The organism is Candidatus Nanopelagicales bacterium (assembly GCA_037045355.1).
Lineage (GTDB): Bacteria > Actinomycetota > Actinomycetes > S36-B12.
The window spans coordinates 266,012-285,697 of record JBAOHO010000013.1; the positions used below are offsets into that span (position 1 = coordinate 266,012).

Here is a 19,686-nt window from a genome sequence, read left to right on the forward strand (position 1 = left end):
CATGGACACTTCCCACTCCGGATCACAACCCCCGGCCGAGCCGTCTCCCCGGGGGGAGGGCGGATCCCGCACGGACTCGGGTCTCACCCGGCGTCGACTCATGCAGGCCGTGGGTGCATCCGCCGGACTCCTGGCGGGTGCGACGACCCTCGGGTCCACAGTGGCCGCCAACTCCGTCGAGGTGGCCAAGCCGGCGCCATTCACTCCGCGCGGCAAGTTGCGCCGGCGCCCCAACTTCCTGGTGGTCGTGGTCGATGAGATGCGCGCGCCCGCGGTCTACGAGTCTGAGGCGCTCAAGCGTTGGCGTCGGCAGGAATTGAAGACCCTCAATGCGATCTCTCGCCGCGGGTTCAGTTTCGACAATCACCAGATCATGTCGGCGGCGTGCGCTCCGAGTCGCACGTCCTTCTTCACGGGCCAGTATCCGTCTCTGCACGGCGTGACCCAGACGGACGGGGCTGCGAAGGCAGCCGTCGAGGAGGACCTGTACTGGCTCGACCCCACCACAGTCCCGACCATGGGCCACTACTTCAGGGCCCGCCGGCTACGAGACCTTCTACAAGGGCAAGTGGCACATCTCGCACGCCGACCTGATCCAGCCCGGAACCTGGGATGCGCTTCCCAGCTACGACGCTGAAGGGCGTCCCGATGCCGACTTGGAGAAGGTCTACCTCGAGGCGGATCGGCTCGACGCCTACGGTTTCACCGGCTGGGTCGGTCCGGAACCGCACGGCCAGAGTCCGTTGAACAGTGGATCATCGAACCCGACCAGCAACGGCCGCGACGCGTACTACGCCTCCCAGGGTGTGGAACAACTCAGGCGTCTGAGGCAGTCGAACAAGCCATGGTTGCTCGTGACCTCGTTCGTGGATCCGCACGACATCACCATTTGGGGAAACCTCACGCTCGCGTCGCGGAACTACTACCTTGCCCAACAACTGCAGGGGTCAACGGTCCCCAGGGATCTCTTCGACTCCCGTTACGACACCTCCAGCAACGAGGATCTCAGCGGCAAGCCCACTGCCCAGGCCAGCTACCGCGGCGTGTACGAGCAGGCGTTCCAGCCGACCGAGAACAACGACGCCTACCGGCGCTTCTACTACCAGTTGCACGCGAACGTCGATCAACAGATCGGCAAGGTGGTCAAGGCACTCAAGGGTGGTGGCACGCAGTTCTACCGCGACACCATCGTCGTCTTCGTCTCTGATCATGGCGAGTTGCTGGGTGCTCACGGCGGCTTGTTCCAGAAGTGGCACCAGGCCTACGACGAGGTGCTGCGCGTTCCCTTGGTGTTCCACAACCCCTCCCTCTTCCCCAAGGCAAAGGCCACGGACGTGCTGACCTCCCATGCGGATCTGTTGCCGACGATGCTGGGTCTCGCAGGTGCCGACATGAAGAAGGTCCGCCGCCAACTCAAACGCACACATACGCAGGTGCGTGAGTTCCCCGGGCGGGACTTGTCCGGGCTACTGCTGGGGGAGAAGAAGCCGGACCGCTACAAGCAACCGGTCTACTTCATGACGGACGACGAGCCGACCCGAGGTGCGAACCAGGAGACGACGACCGGTGTGATGTACGCGGCCGTGACGCAGCCCTGTCATGTGGAGACGGTGATCGCGAAGCTGCCGACCGGCCCCAACGGCGCCCCTGAGCAATGGAAGTACAACCGCTACTGGGACAACCCCGCGTTCTGGAGTGTCCCGGGGGTTCGCGATGTAGTCACGATGATCGAAGGGAACGTCAACACCCCCGGAGACAAGCAGGCCACGACCACCGTCAAGACAACACCGGTCCCTGACCAGGTCGAGGTCTACAACATGACCAAAGACCCCACGGAGATGAACGATCTGGCGCGCGACTCTCGATTCCGCGATCAGATCGCGGAGTTGGCGGCACTGCTCGTCGACCAACGTGATGCGAAGCGGCTGGAACCGCGGATCCGGCGCCGTGAGCCGGGAGTCCCTGGCGGAGTGGGGGTCTGAGACGCATGTCAGCAGGCGTGCAGCACAACGTGTCGGTGCGATGTCACCTGTGTCGCCAAACGCGGCAGGATTGGTGGGGGAACAACCACTTCCCGGGGAACAGCAAGGTCTTCGGGGCGGCCAGTGAGGAAGCATGAGCCAACACATCGGTGCGATCGATCCCGGCTGGTACCCGGACCCCCACGGGGAACCCCGCGAGCGCTATTGGGATGGCCACGCATGGACTGACAAGACGCGTCCCATGGTCATCTCCATCCCGGCGCGCCCCAAGCCACCGGAGTCGAAGTCGGAGTAGTCCGTCGCGGATGGCCCCGCGTGGTCTCACCGTCAGATCGGGCGGTGGCCGTGCATCGTGCGCTGATCTCTGGAAACGTCCCTGATAGGGCCCAGCACGCCGGGCCCCGCATCACATGGCCGAGCGCGAGGTCAGAGAGAGTCCAGGAAGAGTTGAGGGAGAGCAATGTCCGAACCCACTGACTACGTCGTCTACGCCGCGACCTACAACGACACCGAATCCGCCGTCGATGACTTCGCTTCGCTGCGTGAGGCAGGTTTGAAGCACATCACCGCCGCTGTCGTGGTCAAGGACGACAACGGCAGGGTCCACGTGCACGAGAAGACAAACGCGGGCAAGGTCGCCGGGACTGTCGGGGTCATCGGTGGAGCAGCTCTCGGGGTGATCTTCCCTCCCGCCGGTGCGGCTGTCCTGGCCGACGCCGTGGTCGGAGGAGCCGTGTTGGGAACGATCGGGCACTTCGCCGGTGGCTTGTCGCGACACGATCTGAAGGAACTCGGCGCCATGCTCGAGGAAGGCCAGGCGGCGGTCGTGGCCGTCGGGGTCGATGAGGTCGGCACCGACATCGACCGGACACTGTCGCGTGCCGCCAAGAAGGCGAGCAAGTCCCTCGACAAAGGTGACGTCGAAGCTGCGCTCGAGGAGTTGGCGAAGGGTGTCGATAAGGCCGCGGACAAGGCGACGGAGGATCTGGCCTGAGTGACGGCCCTCTGGTCAGCGAGTTGATCGCAGGGACACCGGGGGCAGGTCGAACCAGCGCAGTGCCTCGAAGTCGTCACGGACCAGTCCGGCGGACACCAACTCCCCGGATTCGGTCGGCTCGGTGTTCGGCCGGGCGTCGGCGAGGATCCGGCGGCCCTGCTCGAGGTAGTCGAGCAGCGCCGACTCCGGGGCCCGGTCGTTGTTGTGTGGATACTGCATCGCGCCGTTGGAGTCATAACTGATCTGCGACAACCGCTGTGGCGGTTCGATCGGGCCGCTGCGGTGTTTCCACAACCCCGAGACAGGGTCGAACGTGTAGTCGGGCAGCAGGCGCCAGCCGTCACTCGCGATCAGGTCGACAGCCGCCAGGATGTAGCGGAACACGTTTTCGGAAATGAAGTAGTTGAAGTTGATCCGGATCCAGCCCGGTTTGATTCCCTCGCAGCCCTGTGCGACCTCACGGCTGAACTCGTGGCTCTCTTCGAGGTTGATGCCCAGCAGTCGATGACCGTAAGGGCCGGCGCAGGAGCATCCACCGCGTGACTGGATTCCGAAGAGGTCGTTGAGCATCGCGACGGCCGCGTTGTGGTGCAGATACCGGCCGCTGGGGGTGTGGATGGTGAACGAGACGATGGACAGGCGGTCGGCCTCGTGGCTGCCCAGGATCTCGATGGCCGGGTTTCGTTCCCAGACTCGCATCGCCCGGTGCACGAAGTCGGTTTCGTGGGCCCGGATCACGTCGATCCCGACTGCCGACTTCAACTGCATGACCAGTCCCGCCCGCACTGCTTCGATGATCGCTGGGGTGCCGCCCTCCTCGCGATGGACGATGTCCGACAGATACACGTGCTCATCGGGGTTGACGAACAGAACCGTGCCGCCCCCGACCACATCGGGGACGCTGTTGGTCACGAGCTCGCGGCGGACCACCAGCACTCCCGGGGTCTCGGGACCTCCGATGAACTTGTGCGGAGAGAAGAAGATGGCGTCGATCGCCAGATCGTCAGCGCCGGGTGTCATGTCGATCTCCACGTACGGGGCTGCCGCGGCGTAGTCCCAGAACGCCAAGGCGCCGTGCGCGTGCAGCAATCGGGTGATCCCTTGGACGTCGGACATGATTCCCGTGACATTGCTCGCGGCGCTGAAGGAGCCGATCAGCAACGGCCGGTCCGCGTATGTGACCAGTTCGGATTCCAGTTGGGACGCATCGATCTGGCCATCCGGATCCTCATGGATCACGACCACATCGGCAATCGACTCTCGCCACGGCAACTCGTTGCTGTGGTGTTCGTAGGGGCCGATGAACACCACGGGGCGTTCGTCGGCTGGGATGTGATCAGTCAACCGGTACTTGGCGTCGAGATCGGCAGGAACCCTGATGTTGAGGATCCCCACGAGTTTGTCGATCGCCCCCGTGCACCCCGCGCCGGCGAAGATGACGGCGTACTCGTCGTCTGCTCCCACCGACTCAGCCACCAGTGCGCGAGCGTCTTCGCGCAAACGGGTGGTCTGCAGCCCGGTCCCGCTGCTCTCGGTGTGGGTGTTGGCGTAGCGCGGCAGCATCTCGTTGCGGATGAAGTCCTCGATGAATGTCAGGGCGCGACCGCTGGCCGTGTAGTCCGCGTACGTGACCCGGCGCGGACCATAGGGTCCATCCATCACCTGGTCGTCACCGATCACTGAGTTGCGCACGGTGAGCATCAGAGGCGTGTCGACCAGTTCAGGATCGCGGTCCGGGATGGCAGTGAGAGAACTCATATTCGCAGGGTATGGCAGCCTCTCCGACGCGTCGCGCTGTCGGTGGTGAGTCGCCTCCTCCGATGCCTCCCGGGCACTCCAGAGGCCTATGGTGGAGGTAACGGTCACATGGCGCGTACGTGGTCAGGTGACCCGAAGGAGCGCCATGAGTGCCGCCGATACACAGCACCAGCCGTCCGCCGTGTCCTCGCGGTCGACATTGGGAATCGTCCCGGCCACGGCGTTGGTGATGGGTTCCGTGATCGGGACCGGCGTGTTCCTGCTCCCAGCCGCCTTCGCCCCCTACGGACCGATTTCGCTGGTGGGTTTTGGCCTGGCAGCTGTCGGTGCCGTCGCTCTGGCGCTCACCTTCGGTGCGCTGGCGCGGCGTGATCCAGGCGCGGGTGGTCCGTACTCCTATGCGCGCTCGACGTTCGGAGCGCTGCCAGGGTTCCTCGCCGCGTGGTTCTACTGGATCACCGCGTGGGTGTCGCGCGCCGGAATGGTCGTCGGATGGATCGTCTACGTCGAGGTGTTCGTGAACACCGATCGCAACGTGATCGGCAGCATGGTGATCGGGATGGTCGGTCTGTGGTTGCCCGCCGCCATCAATATCTCGGGGCTTCGCAACATGGCATCCGTGCAGGTCCTCACCACAGTCCTGAAGCTCATTCCGCTGGTGATCATCTCGACGGTCGGGCTGTTCTTCATCGACTGGAGCCTGTTGACGCCGTTCGACCTCTCTGGCGAAGCTCCGTTGGCCGCGATCGTCTCGTGCATGGCGTTGGCGGTCTTCGCCTACCTGGGTGTCGAGACGGCGTCGGTGGCTGCGGGGCGGGTGCGCAATCCGCGCCGCAACGTCCCTCTGGCCAGTCTGTTGGGCACACTCGCGTGCACCGCGGTCTATCTGATGTCGACCCTGGTGGTGTTCGGAACCGTTTCCAACGCCGATCTGCAGGCCCCCGGTGCCCAGCCCTTCGTGCTGTCGTTCGACGCGATGTTCGGCGGATCGTGGGCTGGTTACGCGGTTGCCATCGCAGCCATCATCTCGGGGTTCGGCGCGATCAACGGGTGGACGATGGTGTGCGCCGAGATCTCGCAGGTGGCAGCTCGCGAGGGACTGTTCCCGAAGCACTTCGCTCGCGAGTCGGATCGAGGGATCCCCGTTTTCGGCATCGTGTTGTCGACGGGCCTGGCGTCGCTGCTGGTCGTCATCGGTTTCGTGGGTCAGGCGGGCGTGGGGGTGTTCACGGTGATGGTGTTGCTCGCTGGGCTCAGCGCTGCGGTGCCCTACGGACTCAGTGCACTGGCCTTGATCGACATCTCCCGGCGTCAGTCGACCCGCACTCCCGGAGCACTCTGGTGGCTCGACGGCGCCGTCGCGACCGTTGCGGTCGGTTTCGTCATCCTGATCATCTACGGCGCCTTCACCGCGGAGGGAACTCGCATGAACCTGCTGTGGATGTCCCTGGCTGCGCTGGTGGTCGGACTCTTGATCTTCTATCGGATGGCGCGGAAGGCGAAGTCCCCGTCCGGGACGGCCCCGGGGTCGACGTGAGCCCGCAGGAACCGGCGAATCGTGATCGCACCCGCTGAGTATGGACTGTTGAGCGATTGGACATGCCCAGCGTTGCGCCAGAGGAACAGCTCTGAGTTGGGGAACAGCGCGGCGGTCATCTCGGCCTCCGCCGGAGATGTGACGTTGTCCAACTCGCCGGCGACAACAAGTACCGGGATATCGGGGGCAGTGGCTGACTGTGGGGCGGGCGGCTCGTAGAGATCGCCGGGGCGAGGCGCACCCAGACACTCCCGGTACGAGTAGTCGGACTTCATGACGATCTCCTCCGCGGTGAAAGGGGCGAAGGCGTCTTGGGGATACGCGGCTATCGCGTCCGCCAGTTGTCGGCGACGATCCGGGTCCGGTGCGTTCTTGTCCCAGATCATCGGATAGTCGTTGCAGCTGATCGCCATCTCCTGCCCGACGGAGTATTTGCCCGGAGCTCCGAACCCGCGACGCCCGGGGGCAGTGAGTTCGCGGTAGCTCCGCTCGTATCCGGCGAGGTAGTCCGAGATCGCCTGATCGATGTCCAGGTAGTTCTCTGGTGTCGAGTAGCCGGCAGCGCTGATCGCGTCCAGCAACGGCCCGATGTCCTCACCTCGGCTGTGTTGGAGCGCCACGAACCGGTCGAGGCGCCGGCGCGCATCGCCGTGGCACGTGGGGGAGCGGTCACAGGCGGTTGTCAGGCCCTGGATTCCCGTTGCCCACAGGCTCGGGTACCACGGGCTTTCCCCGCGGACCGGGAATGCGCTGTCGAGGACGAGGGCTTCCAAGGTGTCGCCGTGACGGAACGCGTAGGACTGGGCCAAGAAGGTCCCATAGGAGTCGCCGTACATCTGTACCCGCTCGTACCCCAGCGCCGCGCGCACATCGTTGATGTCGTCCGCGGCTGCCGATGTGCGATAGGAGTCCCAGCGGGTGCCCAACTGTTCGGCGCACCGCGCGACACCGAGCTCGTCATCGACACGTTCGCGCTGTAGATCGGGGCAGTCGATCGGTTGGGATGAACCGGCACCACGGGCGTCCACCAGGATCAGTTCCCGGTGGCGAAGTAGGGAGCCGAACGTGGCCACGTAGCCGGGTGCGCTGTCGATGCTGCCGTATCCCGGACCTCCTTCGATCGCCACGATGGCACCCTGCGATGGTGACCCTCGATCGTCGCGGGGACGCACAGCGAACGCGACGTCGATCTCTCCCCGTCGAGGTTCCGCTCGTTCCAGGGGTAACCGCATGGTCCCGCAGCGCAGCCGAGGGTGGTCGGGGCAGGTTTCGAGTTCGGCCATGGTGATGCTGCCGGGCGCCAACGCCTCGGGAGGACTGTCGAGAGTCGCGTTTTCGGGGGCTGCGAGATTCTCGGGGACTGCGAGGAACAACCCGCATCCGCTCACAAGTGAAATGATCAGGACCGCCATGAGGCCGCGGGCAGCGGGATGTCCGATCCGCCGGCTACCCGTTCGTGCCGGGGGACTGTCCGTTTGCGCCGGGGGACTGTCCGTTCGCGCCGGGGGACTGCCCGTTCGCGCCGGGGAAGGAGCGCGACGGGGCCACCAGTCCATGGGTCATTGTGCCGTGTGATCGGTGGAGATGCTGTCCGTGTGACGCCGCGGAGCCGTCCAGACGCCGCGGAGCCGCCCAGACGCCGCGGGGCCGTCCAGACGCCGCGGAGCCGTCCATTGGTGTGGCTGTGGTTCCCATCAAGTCCCCGTGAGCGGTAGCCTCCCGAGCACGGTCCGGATGCCACATGAGACTTGGAGGCTGTGGTGACAACCCCCGCTGATCCCGCATCGACACCGGTGCAGGATCCCAATGATCCGAACGTCCTCGAGCAGCGGTTCGTCGAACTCGTGGGTGAGAGTTGGAAGCGATGGAACATCTGGGAACACGCGCGCCGTGTCGATGATGTCGCCCTGGGTGCGGTCATCGCCTCGTACGTCGACTCGGGCTGGCAGTTGATCGATCTCGAGTCCGACGGGCATACCCATCAGACTCGATTCCAAAGTGGTGATCACCGACTGGCGGTCGGGGTCGTTGCGCTGGCGGAGGATCCCGCGCAGGCACAAGCCCTCGGACGTCTGGTGCAGGTGAGCGTCGCCTACGGGCAGCGCGTCCGAGACGTCGGCAGGATCATGTCTACGGTCAAGCAGGAGATGAAGTCGTCGCTGATCACCAATGCGAATGAACCGGGTGTGGTGACGTTCGACGCCGACATGAGTAGCGGTTACGTCTACGCCCAAGTCAACCTCCTGTTGAATCTCGACGACTACTTCGACGGCTTGATCCAGACCAACCCCATCTCGCGGGATCTGTACTCCGCGGTGCACTCCCTGTCCCGCTACCTGCACGGCCGGATCGGAGGCTGACCATGTTCAACAAACTGATGGACTACGCGAACAAGAAGGAGATGCGGGAATCCCGCGACGAGGTGGTCGTCGGGCAGATGATCGCGTCGATGGCGCGGCTGGGGTACCCCACGATCGCGTTCAACACGGGAACCGCGCTCGACACCGGATTCCAGGCGATCCTGTTCTCCACCCCGAGTGACCCGGTGCTGCACACCGTCCAAGTGACACTGGACCGCAAGACCGGCGGCGGATCGATCAGCGAGAAGATCGTGGGTTCGAAAGCGACCCTGACGGTCACTGCCGAGGTGAAGAACTACATCGCCGACCCCGATGACCTGCTCGCCATGTGGCGCACTGACTTCGCCAATATCGGCAAGATGCCGATGATGGGGCAGGTCAAGCTCGATCACCGGTTGAACAGCATCCTGGCCAAGAAGTCCACGCTCATCGAGCTGTCGGACTACGACGGTCCCGAGGACCGCGAACGGATCGACGGGCTGCTCCACGGCATGATCGGTGAGGTACGTCAGGCAGTGGCGCAATACAAGAGGCATTCCCCGTTCGAGCAGGACATCTGACCCAGGCGTCAGCGGTTCAGCGCAACAGCGCGTAGGTGACGACGCACACGCTCACCAAGGAGACGGCGATCAACGGGATCCCGAACCGCACGAACGACATCATGCTGTAGCCGCCGGGGCGCAGCACCATGATGTTGGACTGGTGGCTGAACGGGTTGATGAAGGTGAACGAGATGCACGTGCCGATCAAGGCGAGCAGCATCACAGGATTCAGTTCCATGGAGGCCGCCAAGGTTATCGCCACCGGGGTGAGGATGGAGGCTGCTGCAGCGTTGGTCACAAGATTTGTGAGGATGGCCGTGGTCACGGCGAACACGACGACGAGCAGCGGAAGGCTGTCGGCGGACAGGTAACCGATTGCCTGCGCGATCAGGTCCGCGATGCCGCTCTCGACCACGATGGCTCCCAACCCGACCGATCCGGCCAGGATGAACAGCACGTTCCAGTCCAGGGCCCGTACGGCCGCCCTGGGCGTCAATACTCCGGTGACGACCATCAGCACAGCGCCCGTGAAGGCGGCCAACTCCACGGCGACCAGACTCAGCGTGGCTGCCAGGATCACTGCGACGAGGATCCCCAGCGCCAGCCACGTGCGACCCGGCTGCGGAGCCTTCCCGGCCACGTCCTGCCACAGGCGTAGTTCGTCGTGTTCGCTCAAGGCCTGCGGGGAGGCGCAGGTGACGAAGATGGTCTCACCGGGCAGGGCCTTGGTCTTGCGGAGCGGCCGATCCGATTCCGCGGCGATCACTTGGACGTCCCCTTCGTCTTCGAGGTCTCGCAGGGTCCCGTGTTCCCCCGGCCCTACGGATGCCGAGTACAGGCGCTGCTCGGACAACCCGAACCGAGGGCTGCCCCACAATGCCCTGACCCCGGCCTCGGTGGCCTGGAACACCAACGTGTCTCCGGCGGCCAGATGCTCCGTCGGATCGAGTTTGTCACCACGGCGTCGGATGTACAGCAGGCTGTACTGCTGGGTGGCGTCGATACCGACGTCCGCCGGCAGTCGGCCGACACCGATCGCGTTGGAGGCCACGGGAATCTCGACACGCCAGTCCAGCGCTGGCTCGCCCGCTTGCTCCCCACCTCGGAAGAACCGGGGAGCGGTGATGAGAAGTACGACCCATCCCACCAGACAGACGGGCAAGGCGATCGGCGCGAACGAGAACATGCTGACTGCTACTCCGGACGTCCCGGCGATGCCCGCGATCAGGAGGTTGGAGCTGGTGCCGACCAGCGTCGTCGACCCAGCGAGGGTCGTTGCGTGCGCTATCGGGAGCAGGACCTGTTTGGCGGGGATGCCCCGTGTCTGTTCGAGTTCCTTCACCGCCGGGATGAGCATCGCCACGATCGGAGTGGTGTTGATCAGCGACGAGATGATTCCGACCGGGGCGATGATGCGGCGCAGAGTCTGGGCGGCCGACGTGACAGTCGACAGGAGCCGCCAGGTGACGCGTGAGACCACGCCGGTATGAATGACGCCCTTGGCGATCACCAGCATGCCGGCGACGGTGATGACACCGCCGTTGCTGAGCCCGGAGAACAAGGCCTGCGGCGGGGCGATACCCGCCACTCCGGCGACCGCGATGGCGCACGCGAGGGCCAAGGTCGCGGGAACCCGGCCCGAGGCCATGGCCACGAGGGTGGCCAGCACGATGAATGCGGCGAAATAGATCACTGCCTCTGCCACTCCCTTCTCGGCCGAGCGTCACGCTCCGGGACCGAGCGGCGCGAATCTGTCGGTCAGTACAGCAGGTGAACGGGGTTCGACGCAGATCTGAACAGCAGGTGACGGACAGCCAGGTCGCCCTGTCGTTCTGCCGCACTGGTCGCCCATCCGCCGACCGGGGGGAATCGAGGGATTCCCCGTCCCCTCACGCGGCTTGGCGGCCTATGCTCACCGGATCACGCCCAATGCGGGCGGGAGCTGAGCAGAGGATCCGGTATGCGAAGCACTCCACACTCACGGCGATTCACATGGCCGACGATCGGCACCGCGATCATCGCCATCGTGGCGGGGCTCGGAATGACCACAGCGAACCCCGCGACAGCAGCGGACACCACGCCGCAGGACTCGGCCAAATCCGTGATCTTCATGGGCGACTCGGTCACTGCAGGGTTCGGCTACTTCGGGCAGAAGGAGAACGCCAAGAACGTCACCGGCAAGGTGAACAACGAGTTCCCCAGTGCTTGGTACTTCGGCGACAACAGCCTGTCCGACTGCAGTCCGCCCAGCTCCGGTACGCCTGACGACCGATGCAGCAACAACAACTTCAATGGTGCTCCGTGGAGCGCGGGGCCGTGGCAAGCCGGCCCGAACGCGCCCGATGTCGCCTACTCCTACCAGATCGCCGGATCCCAGGATCCGAACGCTGCCGCACCAGTGGAGAACTGGGCAGTCACCGGATCCACCCCCGCCATGTGGGATGACGGTGGCGCCTTCAACTTCCAGTTGAAGAACATCAAGGACACCCACGTGGTCATGACGTTGGGCGCGAACCCGATCCTGGCGAGTTTCCTCCAGGTGAAGTTGTCACTGGTGCCGGTCACGAACGGAGCCTGCGCGGACTCCACCCAATGGCTGGGCTGGACCGGATGGTGGGCATACCCGCCGTCGAATGTGGTCAAGTGCGCCGATCAGCAGTGGTCTCAGAACAAGCAGACCGATCACCTCGTGAGCGTCTACAAGACCCTGTTGAAGAACAACAACAAGGTCCTCGCCATGGGCTACTACCGCGCCTGCCCATGGTCGTTCGGTGTGTGGCAGCCGGAGGGCAACGTCGCCAAGGGTCCGGCGGCGGGCAACTCCTGCCCGTCTCAGAAGCAGCAGGTATCGGAGTGCAGCAGGTGCCGGGTCGACGGCAGCACCACTCAGTGGGAGCAGGCGGTGGCCGCGCAGAATGCGATGAACGACAAGATCGCGGCCGCCGTTGGGACAGTGCAGGATTGGGCTCGGGGTCAGAGCGGCATGAAGCCAACTGATCTGCAGTACGTGCTCCCCGATCCTGGTTCGTGGCAGCAGCATCAGGCATGGCACAACGACTCCTGGATCTTCAAGAACGACACCTGGATCCATCCGAGCAAGGCGGGCCATGCGCAACTCGCCAAGGTCGTCACCGGCAAGATGTGTTCGGCGTGGGGTCAGTGGTGCGGCACGCAGCCCGCGTGGGACACGACCCCTCAGATCGAGGCAGCCCGGATCACGCAGGAACTGCGTGGATCGGTTCCGGACGTGATCAAGACCAATCGGCCGACCGATCTGCCGAATCGCACCAAACGGGACCTGCCTATCGGATGGGGCAGCGATACGCCGGGGAAGTGCACGGTGTTCGAAGGTGATGTGGTGGGCAAGAAGTCCGGACAGTGCACGCTCACGGCTTACTCAGCGCGCAGTGGTGAGCACAAGGCCCTCGACGAGGAGTACGTGTTGCGGGTCAAGTGATCCCTGCGTCCGGCTGCCTGCGTCAGGTCCGCGTCCGGCAACGGTGGACAGGAACTCTCGAGGAGCGATCACACTCTCGAAGATCGACCAAACCCTCGAGGGTCGACCACCGGACACGCGGATCCGCTCCCCCGAACGTGGCTTGGCCGCCCATCACGGTGACGTGATGAGCGGCCAAGTGACGTCTGATGTCAGGTCAGTTGCGGACCTTGTTGAGCCACTCCTCGACCTGGCGCCGACCACCCTGAAGGGCGTCGCCGGCCTTCGTGCTCGCGTTGTTGAGCAGACGCTCGAGTGAATCAGTGGCACCGGCCAACTTGTCCTTGGCCTCGCCGGTGATCCGATCGATCCGACCCTCGTTCTCCAGCGACTTGTCTCCGGTCACGGCGCCGGCGGCAACCTTCGCGCGACCCTTGATCTTGTCCTGTGCTCCGGCCATGTCGATGTGCTCCTTCGTTCTTTGACGGTCACCTTGCTGGTGCCCGGCCTGACCCCGGCTTCCCCCCGACGCTGCGACGGCAAACCCTGTGAGGAAGTTTGTGGCCCTGACCACATCGGGACCTTCGTCCTGAATCGGCGTTCGTTCATGGTGTCGGCTCGCTCGGGTCGGTATTCCTGGAGTTGGTACGTTCTGTCGCTCTGGCAACGTCCAGAGGGGTGGTCCAGGGGGGTGGTCCAGAGGGGTGGTCCAGAGGGGTGAACGTCCTGAACAGCAAGGAGAAGAGCAAGGAAGCAAGGAAGCAAGGAAGCAAGGAGAGGTGAGGGCAGTGATCGAACATGCTGAGTGCCCGTCCTGTGGTTGGGAGGGTCAGGTCCTGCCGGAGCGTGGTCGGGCCCTGTGCCCCGAATGTGAGTGGTACTTCTCGCTCCCCGATGATCCGCTCGATCGCCGCATTCTCGGTGCCGACTCCTGACTCTTGAGGACCTGCCGACTCCGAACACAAGAGCGCCCGACTGTCGAGGACATGGGTCGATCGCAGGGCCGCAGGTACCCTGTGCCACGGAAGGACCGTGATGACCAGACTCAGTGGACGGGTGCCGCGCGCGACCAGTCGGGCGCACGAGCGCACCATCATTCGCTCGATCTCAGCCGTTGTCGGCGCTGCGGCTCTGGCGCTCTCCAGCGCCCCCGCACCGGGTGCCATCGTGAGTCCGCGCGCCGACGAACCCTCGTTCGAGTTCCTCGTACGTCCGCTGACCGCGGGGGAGCGCGACGTGATGACACCGAGTGTGTGGCGCCGCGGCTGTCCGGTACCTCTGCGAAAACTTCGGGTGGTGCAGGCGGATCACTGGAACTTCGCCCGAGGGATATCCGAGGGGCGCCTCGTGGTGCATCAGGACGTCACCGATGATGTCGTCTCGATGTGGGCGGGATTCTTCGCCGAACGGTTCCCCATCCGCAAGATGATCCCGATCCAGCGGTACGGCGGCAGTGACTTCGACTCGATCGAGGCCGACAACACGAGCGCCTTCAACTGTCGCCCGATCGCCGGTGGCCGACGTTGGTCGCAGCACGCGTACGGCCGCGCCATCGACATCAATCCGCTCGAGAATCCCTATGTCCACCGCGGCCGCACAGTCCATCGGGACAGCGTCCCGTTCCTGGACCGCTCAGATATCCGACGCGGGATGTTGGTGGAGAACAGCCCCGCGCTGCGGATGATCGACGAGGTCGGCTGGCGGTGGGGAGGACGGTGGAAGCGTCCTCAGCCCAAGGACTACCAACACATCTCCGCTAATGGGCACTGACCCCCGCATCTCGTCACCTGGGACGACAGAGGTCCGTTGTAAGGCGCAGATACCGGTGGGGGCATTCATCCGGACGGGGGAACTAGGGCAATTCTCCTGCGCGCGAGGCTTGGGCCCGCAAGGATACCCTGGCAGAGAACAGATACCGGAGACCTGATGCTTCCCCCATGGCTTCGACGGACGAGTGCGCTCACCAGCGCTGCGTTCATGTGCGCTGCTGTCGCCGTCGCGCCCAGTTCGGCCGTGGAGGTGGACCCCGTCGCTGAGGCTGCCGCGCGATCACAGGAGATGACCGAGGGGCTGGCTCCGCTTCTTGAGGCAGTTGAGGCTGCGCGGAACAAGCGCATTGCCGCCGACCGCAAGTACGACGAGTCTGTGGCCGCACTGAAGCGCGCCCAGGCGCAGGTGGTCGGGCAGCAGGGCGAAGTCGGTGTCGCTCGCGATGTCGTTGGCTCGTACGCTCGTGCTGCCTACCGGTCGGGGCCGTCGGAGTTGGCCTTCCTCGCTGGACTTCTCGATGCCGAATCGCCGACGGACCTGATGCGTCGAGCCGACACCGCCGAGCGCGTGGGCACGCGCAAGGACAGCGAGTACGACTCCGCGCGGCAGGTGTTGGCGAGGGCCCAGGAGGTCGCCGCCCAGGCGGTGACTGCTCGAGACCGCGCGTCCGAGGCTGCTCAGCAGGCCGCAGCCGCCGAGGCTGACGCACTGGCCAAGGTCAGCGACTACACCAGCAAGTGGGCTGACAGCCTTGCTGCCGGCGGGGGCGGTGGAACCGATCAGGATGCGGCCAACAGCGCTGCTGCGTCCGCGTGGGCTGCCTGGCTCAACCGACCCGAGGCCAAGGGTGCTCCCACGATCACGGCTGAGATGGTGCGCACCGGCAAGGATCTTCCCGAGGGTGTCCGCGTCAAGAAGAAGAAGCTGCCAGGTGTCGCGTTGTGGACGCCGCCGACCGAAACGACCGCCGACAAGAAGGCCCCGAAGACCGTGGTCCTGCTGCCGGACCGGACTGTGCAGATGACCACATACGCGATCTCGCGTATGGGAGCGGCCTACAAGTGGCGCACGAACACCCACGATGCGATGGACTGCTCTGCGCTGGTCGATCGTGGCTGGGCCATTCCCGCCGCCGGAGCCGCAGCCGCCGCGGCCGATCGCAGCGAGGTCCCCAGCGGTGTCCCAGGTCTCGCAGGCCGCATGAAGTTGGTGGACACGGACACGGTCCTTCCCGGTGACGTCATCTTCTATGTCGATGGAGACCATGGGGTCAACCACGCCGGGATCGCCGTCAGTGCGGACACGATGATCGCGTCAGAGCCATTGACCGGGGGCGTCAACGCCGTCCGGATCAACCCCGATCGGCTGTGGCAGGTGGGGCGACCCGCCATGGGATTCAAGAACGACAAGGCCACTGCCAAGCGCTTGTCGCGCGGCGCAGTCCCCATGGCCACCGGTCAAGCGTGGCAGTGTGGGGTGGATCCTGAGGAACTCGCGTTCCTGTCGCCCGGGGGTCGTTGGTTCTTCCCGACTGACGATGAGGACTGGCGCACGGAACGCATCAACCCGGGCACCGAACCGGGAATGCGGATGCACCCCGTCCTGGGCTATGCCCGGTGCCACGACGGGTGGGACACCGGCGATGGGATGGGTGACCCGATCGTCGCGGTCGCGGACGGTATCGCCGTGCTGTCGCCGAACAACGGCGGCGCTGGGAACATGATCACCATCAGTCATGGCGACGGTGTCGAATCGGTGTACATGCATCTGTCGGAGTTCGCACCTGGCATCAATGGCACGCTCGTGCGCCGCGGTCAGTTGATCGGCAAGGTGGGTACCACCGGCTTGTCGTCGGGACCCCACCTGCATTTCCAGGTCAACGTCAATGGGCAGGCCGTCGACCCTCGCCACTTCTTCTACAACGATCCGATCAAGCCGGCCTGCAGCTGACGGCAGAATCCAGTCCGTGACCCATCCGCCGCTGACCCGAGCGCGGGCCGAAGCGGTCGTGGTCGCACTGCTCCTCACCGGGTTTGCTCTGGCAGGATGCGGCGGGCAGTCGACGCAGCCGACCGCGCCCACCACCAGTCCGTGGTTCCCGCCCTCACCGACAGCGACTGCGAGTCTGAGTCCTTCTGGGACACTCACGCCCACTCCGGCGCGCACACGGGAACCACCGGACCTGAAGGGACAGACGCGCAATGCCATCGCTTTCGCGCCTCTGTCCGACCCCGAGGACATCACGGTGCTCGGCAGCGTGTCCGACTCTCGGGCTTGGTCCACGTCGAAAGTCCTGGTTGTGCTTGCCTACATCCAGACTCTGGCGGGAGGCGACCCGGACAATCTGACCACCGAACAGCGCGATCTGATCGAGCTCGCGCTGACGGAGTCGGACATGGACGCCCTTCTGACGTTGCGTGCCCAGATTCCCGGCGGTTCGGGAGCTCCCATGACTCAGATACTGCGTTCGATCGGCGACAAGGACACGACCGCCCCCGACATCCGGGAAGGACTCATGGAGTGGGGACTCCGTGACCAGGTCAAGTTCATGGCAGCTCTTTCCGATGGCCGAGTGGTGTCGAAGAAGGCCAGCAAGTACGTACTCGCGAACATGAAGCCGGTGAAATCGGAGAGTTGGGGTCTGGGCACCATCGGGGCCAGCGCCTTCAAAGGGGGCTGGCTCGAGCCCAGCACCGAGACCCGTCAGATGGGAATCGTCGGGGACTACGCGGTGGCGATCATTACCAACGGGGTTGGCCCCGCCGAGCTACAGATCGACGGGGACTACGCGCACGTCAGGCAGATGAATCGGCTGGCGCGAATCCTCGAGAAGAATCTGGCCGCCGACCAGGCCGCGAGATAGCGGCGCTGATCGACGGCCAGACTCTGAGACCGGACGAATGGTCAGTCGGCGAATTGCCAGAACTTCACGTAGATCTCCGTGGCGGTGTCAGCGCCGCGGAACTCGCACTCCCACTTGGTCTTCGCGCCCGTGGGCTTCTGTCGCTTGATCTTGGTGACCTCGCAGCGGTAACCCTGGATGTTGGCCTTCGTGCCCACCACCGAGTCGATCTTGATGGTCTTGCGGGTGACCTTGCGCATGGTGCCGCAGGACACCATGTCCTCGTAGGCCTTGGCGATCTCGCTTCCGGCCAGGTCGACGAGCGGACTCACGCCGAAGTTCTCGACGCCATAACACTGCACGGCGATGTCCTTGATCGTCGTGTCCTTGTCACTGATTGCGTTGGCTGGTGCGACGACGGCCACAGCGGGGACGAGTAGGGCAGCGCCCAGCGCTGCGGCTGTCAGGCGGTGACGGGTCATGAGTTACCTCCGGGGTTTCTTCTTGCTTGTGGGACGTACGATGTGGGCTCGACTGTAGCCAGTGGTCGGCGGGCAATCGGGCAGCGACTCGATATCTTTCGTGGCTGGCAGGAGTTCCTTCGAATCCCCCCTTTCCCGTCTTTGTCTCGCTCCGGAATCAGGGCGTCACGGACCGTGTTTCCCGCGAATTCCGTCGACTGACCGAAATGCGGTTGTCCGCGAAGACGGCCCCGAGGGGCCGATGAGGCCTATCTCACTTATGTCGCTGAAATGTTGAAATTGTGTCGCAAAGGCAAGAACCCTCTCTCGAGTACCTGCCCGACGAGAAGCCCGACGAGAAGCCCGACGAGAAGGAAGTACCTGCAGCGATGAACAGCGAGAGAGCGACGACGCGCGTGAGAGCGCTGACCGGATTGATCCTGGCGCTCGGCGTCATGTTCGCCGGCCTGATGACCACGACCACCGCAGCCAACGCGGCGGTAGCGGCCCCGACCGCCTCCAAGAAGCAGATCAAGGCCAAGGCGGCAAAGCCGTTCTTCAATGGCTGCAAGAAGACCGGCCGCTTCAACGAGCGCCGGTTCGACTTCGACGTCGACGCCGTCATGGCCGGCCGGTGCATCGTGCATCGGGTCCGCGGGATCGAACTCGTCAGCTCCTACCGTGGGCACATGCCCCGGGCGGAGAAGGCGATCGATGTCATGGTGAACATGAAGGGCAGTTGTAAGGCGGGCCGCAAGAGCGGCAACATCGCGGCTCGATACTTCATGAACAACGCGAAGAAGCACGGTATCCGCTACATCATCTGGAAGAACTCCTATTGGGCGTCCTCCAGCAAGCCGACCAAGTGGAAGAACTGGCGCCACGGCATGGCCAGTGGCAGTTGCACCACCAAGCACTTCGACCACGTGCACGTGTCGTTCAAGTGACATCAGGCAACTGACACGCGGCAACTGACATCAGCGGGCTCGAACCCGCAGCAGACGAGGGGCGGTACCGGTCGCGGTACCGCCCCTCGTCGCGTAGTTTCCCCTCATGTGCAGGCTGTTCGGACTCCACGCCGGCGGGCATGAGGTCCACGCCTCCTACTGGCTGGTCGATGCGCCAGACAGCGTCCTGGTCGAAAGCCACCGAAACCCCGACGGCGCCGGAATCGGTTGGTGTGAATCGCGCGGTGACTGCCACGTCGTGAAGTGGGGAAGAGCCGCCTACCGCTCGGCGCAGTTCGAGCGAACCGCTCAGAGCGTGACCGCGAACACCGTGGTGACCCACGTGCGGGCGGCCACCACCGGGTCGGACAGCAAACGCAACAGCCACCCGTTCCTCATCGAGGACCGCCTCGTGGCCCACAACGGAGGCTTCGGGGATCTGCCGGCTGTCGAGCGCCGGCTCGGCGACTACCTCCGTTTCGTTCACGGGGACACCGACTCGGAGCGATTCGCGGCCCTGATTGCGATGGAATCCGATCGGCACGGCGATGTCACAACGGGCATCACAGCTGCGGCTCAATGGCTCGCCACCAACGTCCCGCTCTACTCCCTGAACATCGTGGTGACCGCTCCGGGCCACCTGTGGGCCTTGCGCTACCCCGATCAACGGGCTCTGCATATCGCTTCGCGCGTGGTCACGGCCAAGACGGACGATCAGGACTCCGATGCCGGTTGGCATGGATCCTCAGCGGTTGCCCGGCACGACTTCACCACGAGCGGCCCCGACTCCGTGCCCATCGTGGTCCTGGCCAGTGAGCGGATCGACGGGTCCTCCGACTGGCGGATGCTCGATCCGGGCGAACTGGTGCATGTCGGCCCCGATCTGCAGATCACGTCCACGACCGCGGTGCCCGCAGCCCCGGCCCACTTCCACCTCCCCGCAGGCGTGGACCACAACGACGACAGTGACTGATCGGGAACTGATCGAGGACTGATCGGGAACTGATCGAGGACTGATCGGGAACTGATCGAGGACTGATCGGGGGTTGATCGG

At 64.7% G+C, this 19,686-nt stretch carries 19 protein-coding genes; 14 read left to right on the plus strand and 5 right to left on the minus strand.

Features of this window, described 5'->3' with window-relative positions; all coding sequences use genetic code 11:
• Nucleotide 1 precedes the first annotated feature (1 nt).
• The 4 genes from V9E98_07825 (at nt 2) to V9E98_07840 (ending at nt 2,976) form a co-directional block, all read left to right on the plus strand.
• Nucleotides 2–637: a sulfatase-like hydrolase/transferase gene (locus V9E98_07825; protein MEI2716891.1), complete on the plus strand. Its 636-nt coding sequence runs from the start codon at nt 2–4 to the stop codon at nt 635–637.
• Nucleotides 594–1,982, plus strand: a complete 1,389-nt coding sequence (locus tag V9E98_07830; protein ID MEI2716892.1) for a sulfatase-like hydrolase/transferase — start codon at nt 594–596, stop codon at nt 1,980–1,982. The genes V9E98_07825 and V9E98_07830 overlap by 44 nt, the downstream gene beginning before the upstream one ends.
• A 133-nt stretch (nt 1,983–2,115) precedes the next feature.
• On the plus strand, nt 2,116–2,277 hold the full coding sequence (locus V9E98_07835; protein MEI2716893.1) for a DUF2510 domain-containing protein: 162 nt from the start codon (nt 2,116–2,118) through the stop codon (nt 2,275–2,277).
• A 165-nt stretch (nt 2,278–2,442) separates the two neighbouring features.
• Nucleotides 2,443–2,976, plus strand: coding sequence for a hypothetical protein (locus V9E98_07840; protein MEI2716894.1), 534 nt, complete (start codon nt 2,443–2,445; stop codon nt 2,974–2,976).
• 15 nt (nt 2,977–2,991) lie between these two features.
• On the opposite strand, the gene V9E98_07845 is transcribed toward V9E98_07840, so the two are convergent.
• Nucleotides 2,992–4,737, minus strand: a complete 1,746-nt coding sequence (locus V9E98_07845; GenBank protein ID MEI2716895.1) for an aminotransferase class V-fold PLP-dependent enzyme — start codon at nt 4,735–4,737, stop codon at nt 2,992–2,994.
• Nucleotides 4,738–4,882: 145 nt separating this feature from the next.
• Here V9E98_07845 and V9E98_07850 point away from each other — a divergent pair, with 145 nt between their 5' ends.
• Entirely contained in the window at nt 4,883–6,274 is a 1,392-nt protein-coding gene (locus V9E98_07850) for an amino acid permease (GenBank protein MEI2716896.1), read from the plus strand.
• Here the strand turns inward: V9E98_07850 and V9E98_07855 are convergent.
• Complete coding sequence (locus V9E98_07855; GenBank protein MEI2716897.1) at nt 6,217–7,662, minus strand: alpha/beta fold hydrolase; 1,446 nt, start codon at nt 7,660–7,662, stop codon at nt 6,217–6,219. The genes V9E98_07850 and V9E98_07855 overlap by 58 nt on opposite strands.
• 372 nt (nt 7,663–8,034) lie before the next feature.
• Between V9E98_07855 and V9E98_07860 the strand changes: the two genes are divergently transcribed.
• On the plus strand, nt 8,035–8,634 hold the full coding sequence (locus tag V9E98_07860; GenBank protein MEI2716898.1) for a hypothetical protein: 600 nt from the start codon (nt 8,035–8,037) through the stop codon (nt 8,632–8,634).
• A gap of 2 nt (nt 8,635–8,636) precedes the next feature.
• Nucleotides 8,637–9,194 carry a hypothetical protein gene (locus V9E98_07865; GenBank protein MEI2716899.1) on the plus strand — a complete coding sequence of 186 codons (558 nt, stop codon included), beginning with the start codon at nt 8,637–8,639 and terminating at the stop codon, nt 9,192–9,194.
• A 16-nt stretch (nt 9,195–9,210) separates the two neighbouring features.
• On the opposite strand, the gene V9E98_07870 is transcribed toward V9E98_07865, so the two are convergent.
• Nucleotides 9,211–10,881: an SLC13 family permease gene (locus tag V9E98_07870; protein ID MEI2716900.1), complete on the minus strand. Its 1,671-nt coding sequence runs from the start codon at nt 10,879–10,881 to the stop codon at nt 9,211–9,213.
• A gap of 255 nt (nt 10,882–11,136) precedes the next feature.
• Here V9E98_07870 and V9E98_07875 point away from each other — a divergent pair, with 255 nt between their 5' ends.
• The gene (locus V9E98_07875) at nt 11,137–12,633 is read left to right on the plus strand and encodes a hypothetical protein (protein MEI2716901.1); all 1,497 of its coding nucleotides are present in this window, start codon (nt 11,137–11,139) and stop codon (nt 12,631–12,633) included.
• A 196-nt stretch (nt 12,634–12,829) separates the two neighbouring features.
• Here V9E98_07875 and V9E98_07880 read toward each other — a convergent pair whose 3' ends face one another.
• Nucleotides 12,830–13,072, minus strand: a complete 243-nt coding sequence (locus V9E98_07880) for a CsbD family protein (protein MEI2716902.1) — start codon at nt 13,070–13,072, stop codon at nt 12,830–12,832.
• 328 nt (nt 13,073–13,400) lie between these two features.
• On the opposite strand from V9E98_07880, the gene V9E98_07885 reads away from it, so the two are divergent.
• From V9E98_07885 to V9E98_07900, 4 genes are all read left to right on the plus strand, one after another.
• Entirely contained in the window at nt 13,401–13,547 is a 147-nt protein-coding gene (locus V9E98_07885) for a hypothetical protein (GenBank protein ID MEI2716903.1), read from the plus strand.
• Between the two features lie 100 nt (nt 13,548–13,647).
• On the plus strand, nt 13,648–14,382 hold the full coding sequence (locus V9E98_07890; GenBank protein ID MEI2716904.1) for a M15 family metallopeptidase: 735 nt from the start codon (nt 13,648–13,650) through the stop codon (nt 14,380–14,382).
• Nucleotides 14,383–14,538: 156 nt separating this feature from the next.
• Nucleotides 14,539–16,332: a M23 family metallopeptidase gene (locus V9E98_07895; GenBank protein MEI2716905.1), complete on the plus strand. Its 1,794-nt coding sequence runs from the start codon at nt 14,539–14,541 to the stop codon at nt 16,330–16,332.
• Nucleotides 16,333–16,348: 16 nt separating this feature from the next.
• Nucleotides 16,349–17,245 (plus strand): hypothetical protein, encoded by an 897-nt coding sequence (locus V9E98_07900; protein ID MEI2716906.1) that lies wholly within the window; start codon nt 16,349–16,351, stop codon nt 17,243–17,245.
• 41 nt (nt 17,246–17,286) lie between these two features.
• Here the strand turns inward: V9E98_07900 and V9E98_07905 are convergent, their stop codons facing one another.
• Nucleotides 17,287–17,706, minus strand: coding sequence for a hypothetical protein (locus V9E98_07905; GenBank protein MEI2716907.1), 420 nt, complete (start codon nt 17,704–17,706; stop codon nt 17,287–17,289).
• A gap of 281 nt (nt 17,707–17,987) precedes the next feature.
• Between V9E98_07905 and V9E98_07910 the strand changes: the two genes are divergently transcribed.
• Both V9E98_07910 and V9E98_07915 read left to right on the plus strand, forming a co-directional pair.
• On the plus strand, nt 17,988–18,632 hold the full coding sequence (locus V9E98_07910) for a hypothetical protein (GenBank protein ID MEI2716908.1): 645 nt from the start codon (nt 17,988–17,990) through the stop codon (nt 18,630–18,632).
• A gap of 106 nt (nt 18,633–18,738) precedes the next feature.
• Nucleotides 18,739–19,605 carry a class II glutamine amidotransferase gene (locus V9E98_07915; protein MEI2716909.1) on the plus strand — a complete coding sequence of 289 codons (867 nt, stop codon included), beginning with the start codon at nt 18,739–18,741 and terminating at the stop codon, nt 19,603–19,605.
• Nucleotides 19,606–19,686 lie beyond the last annotated feature (81 nt).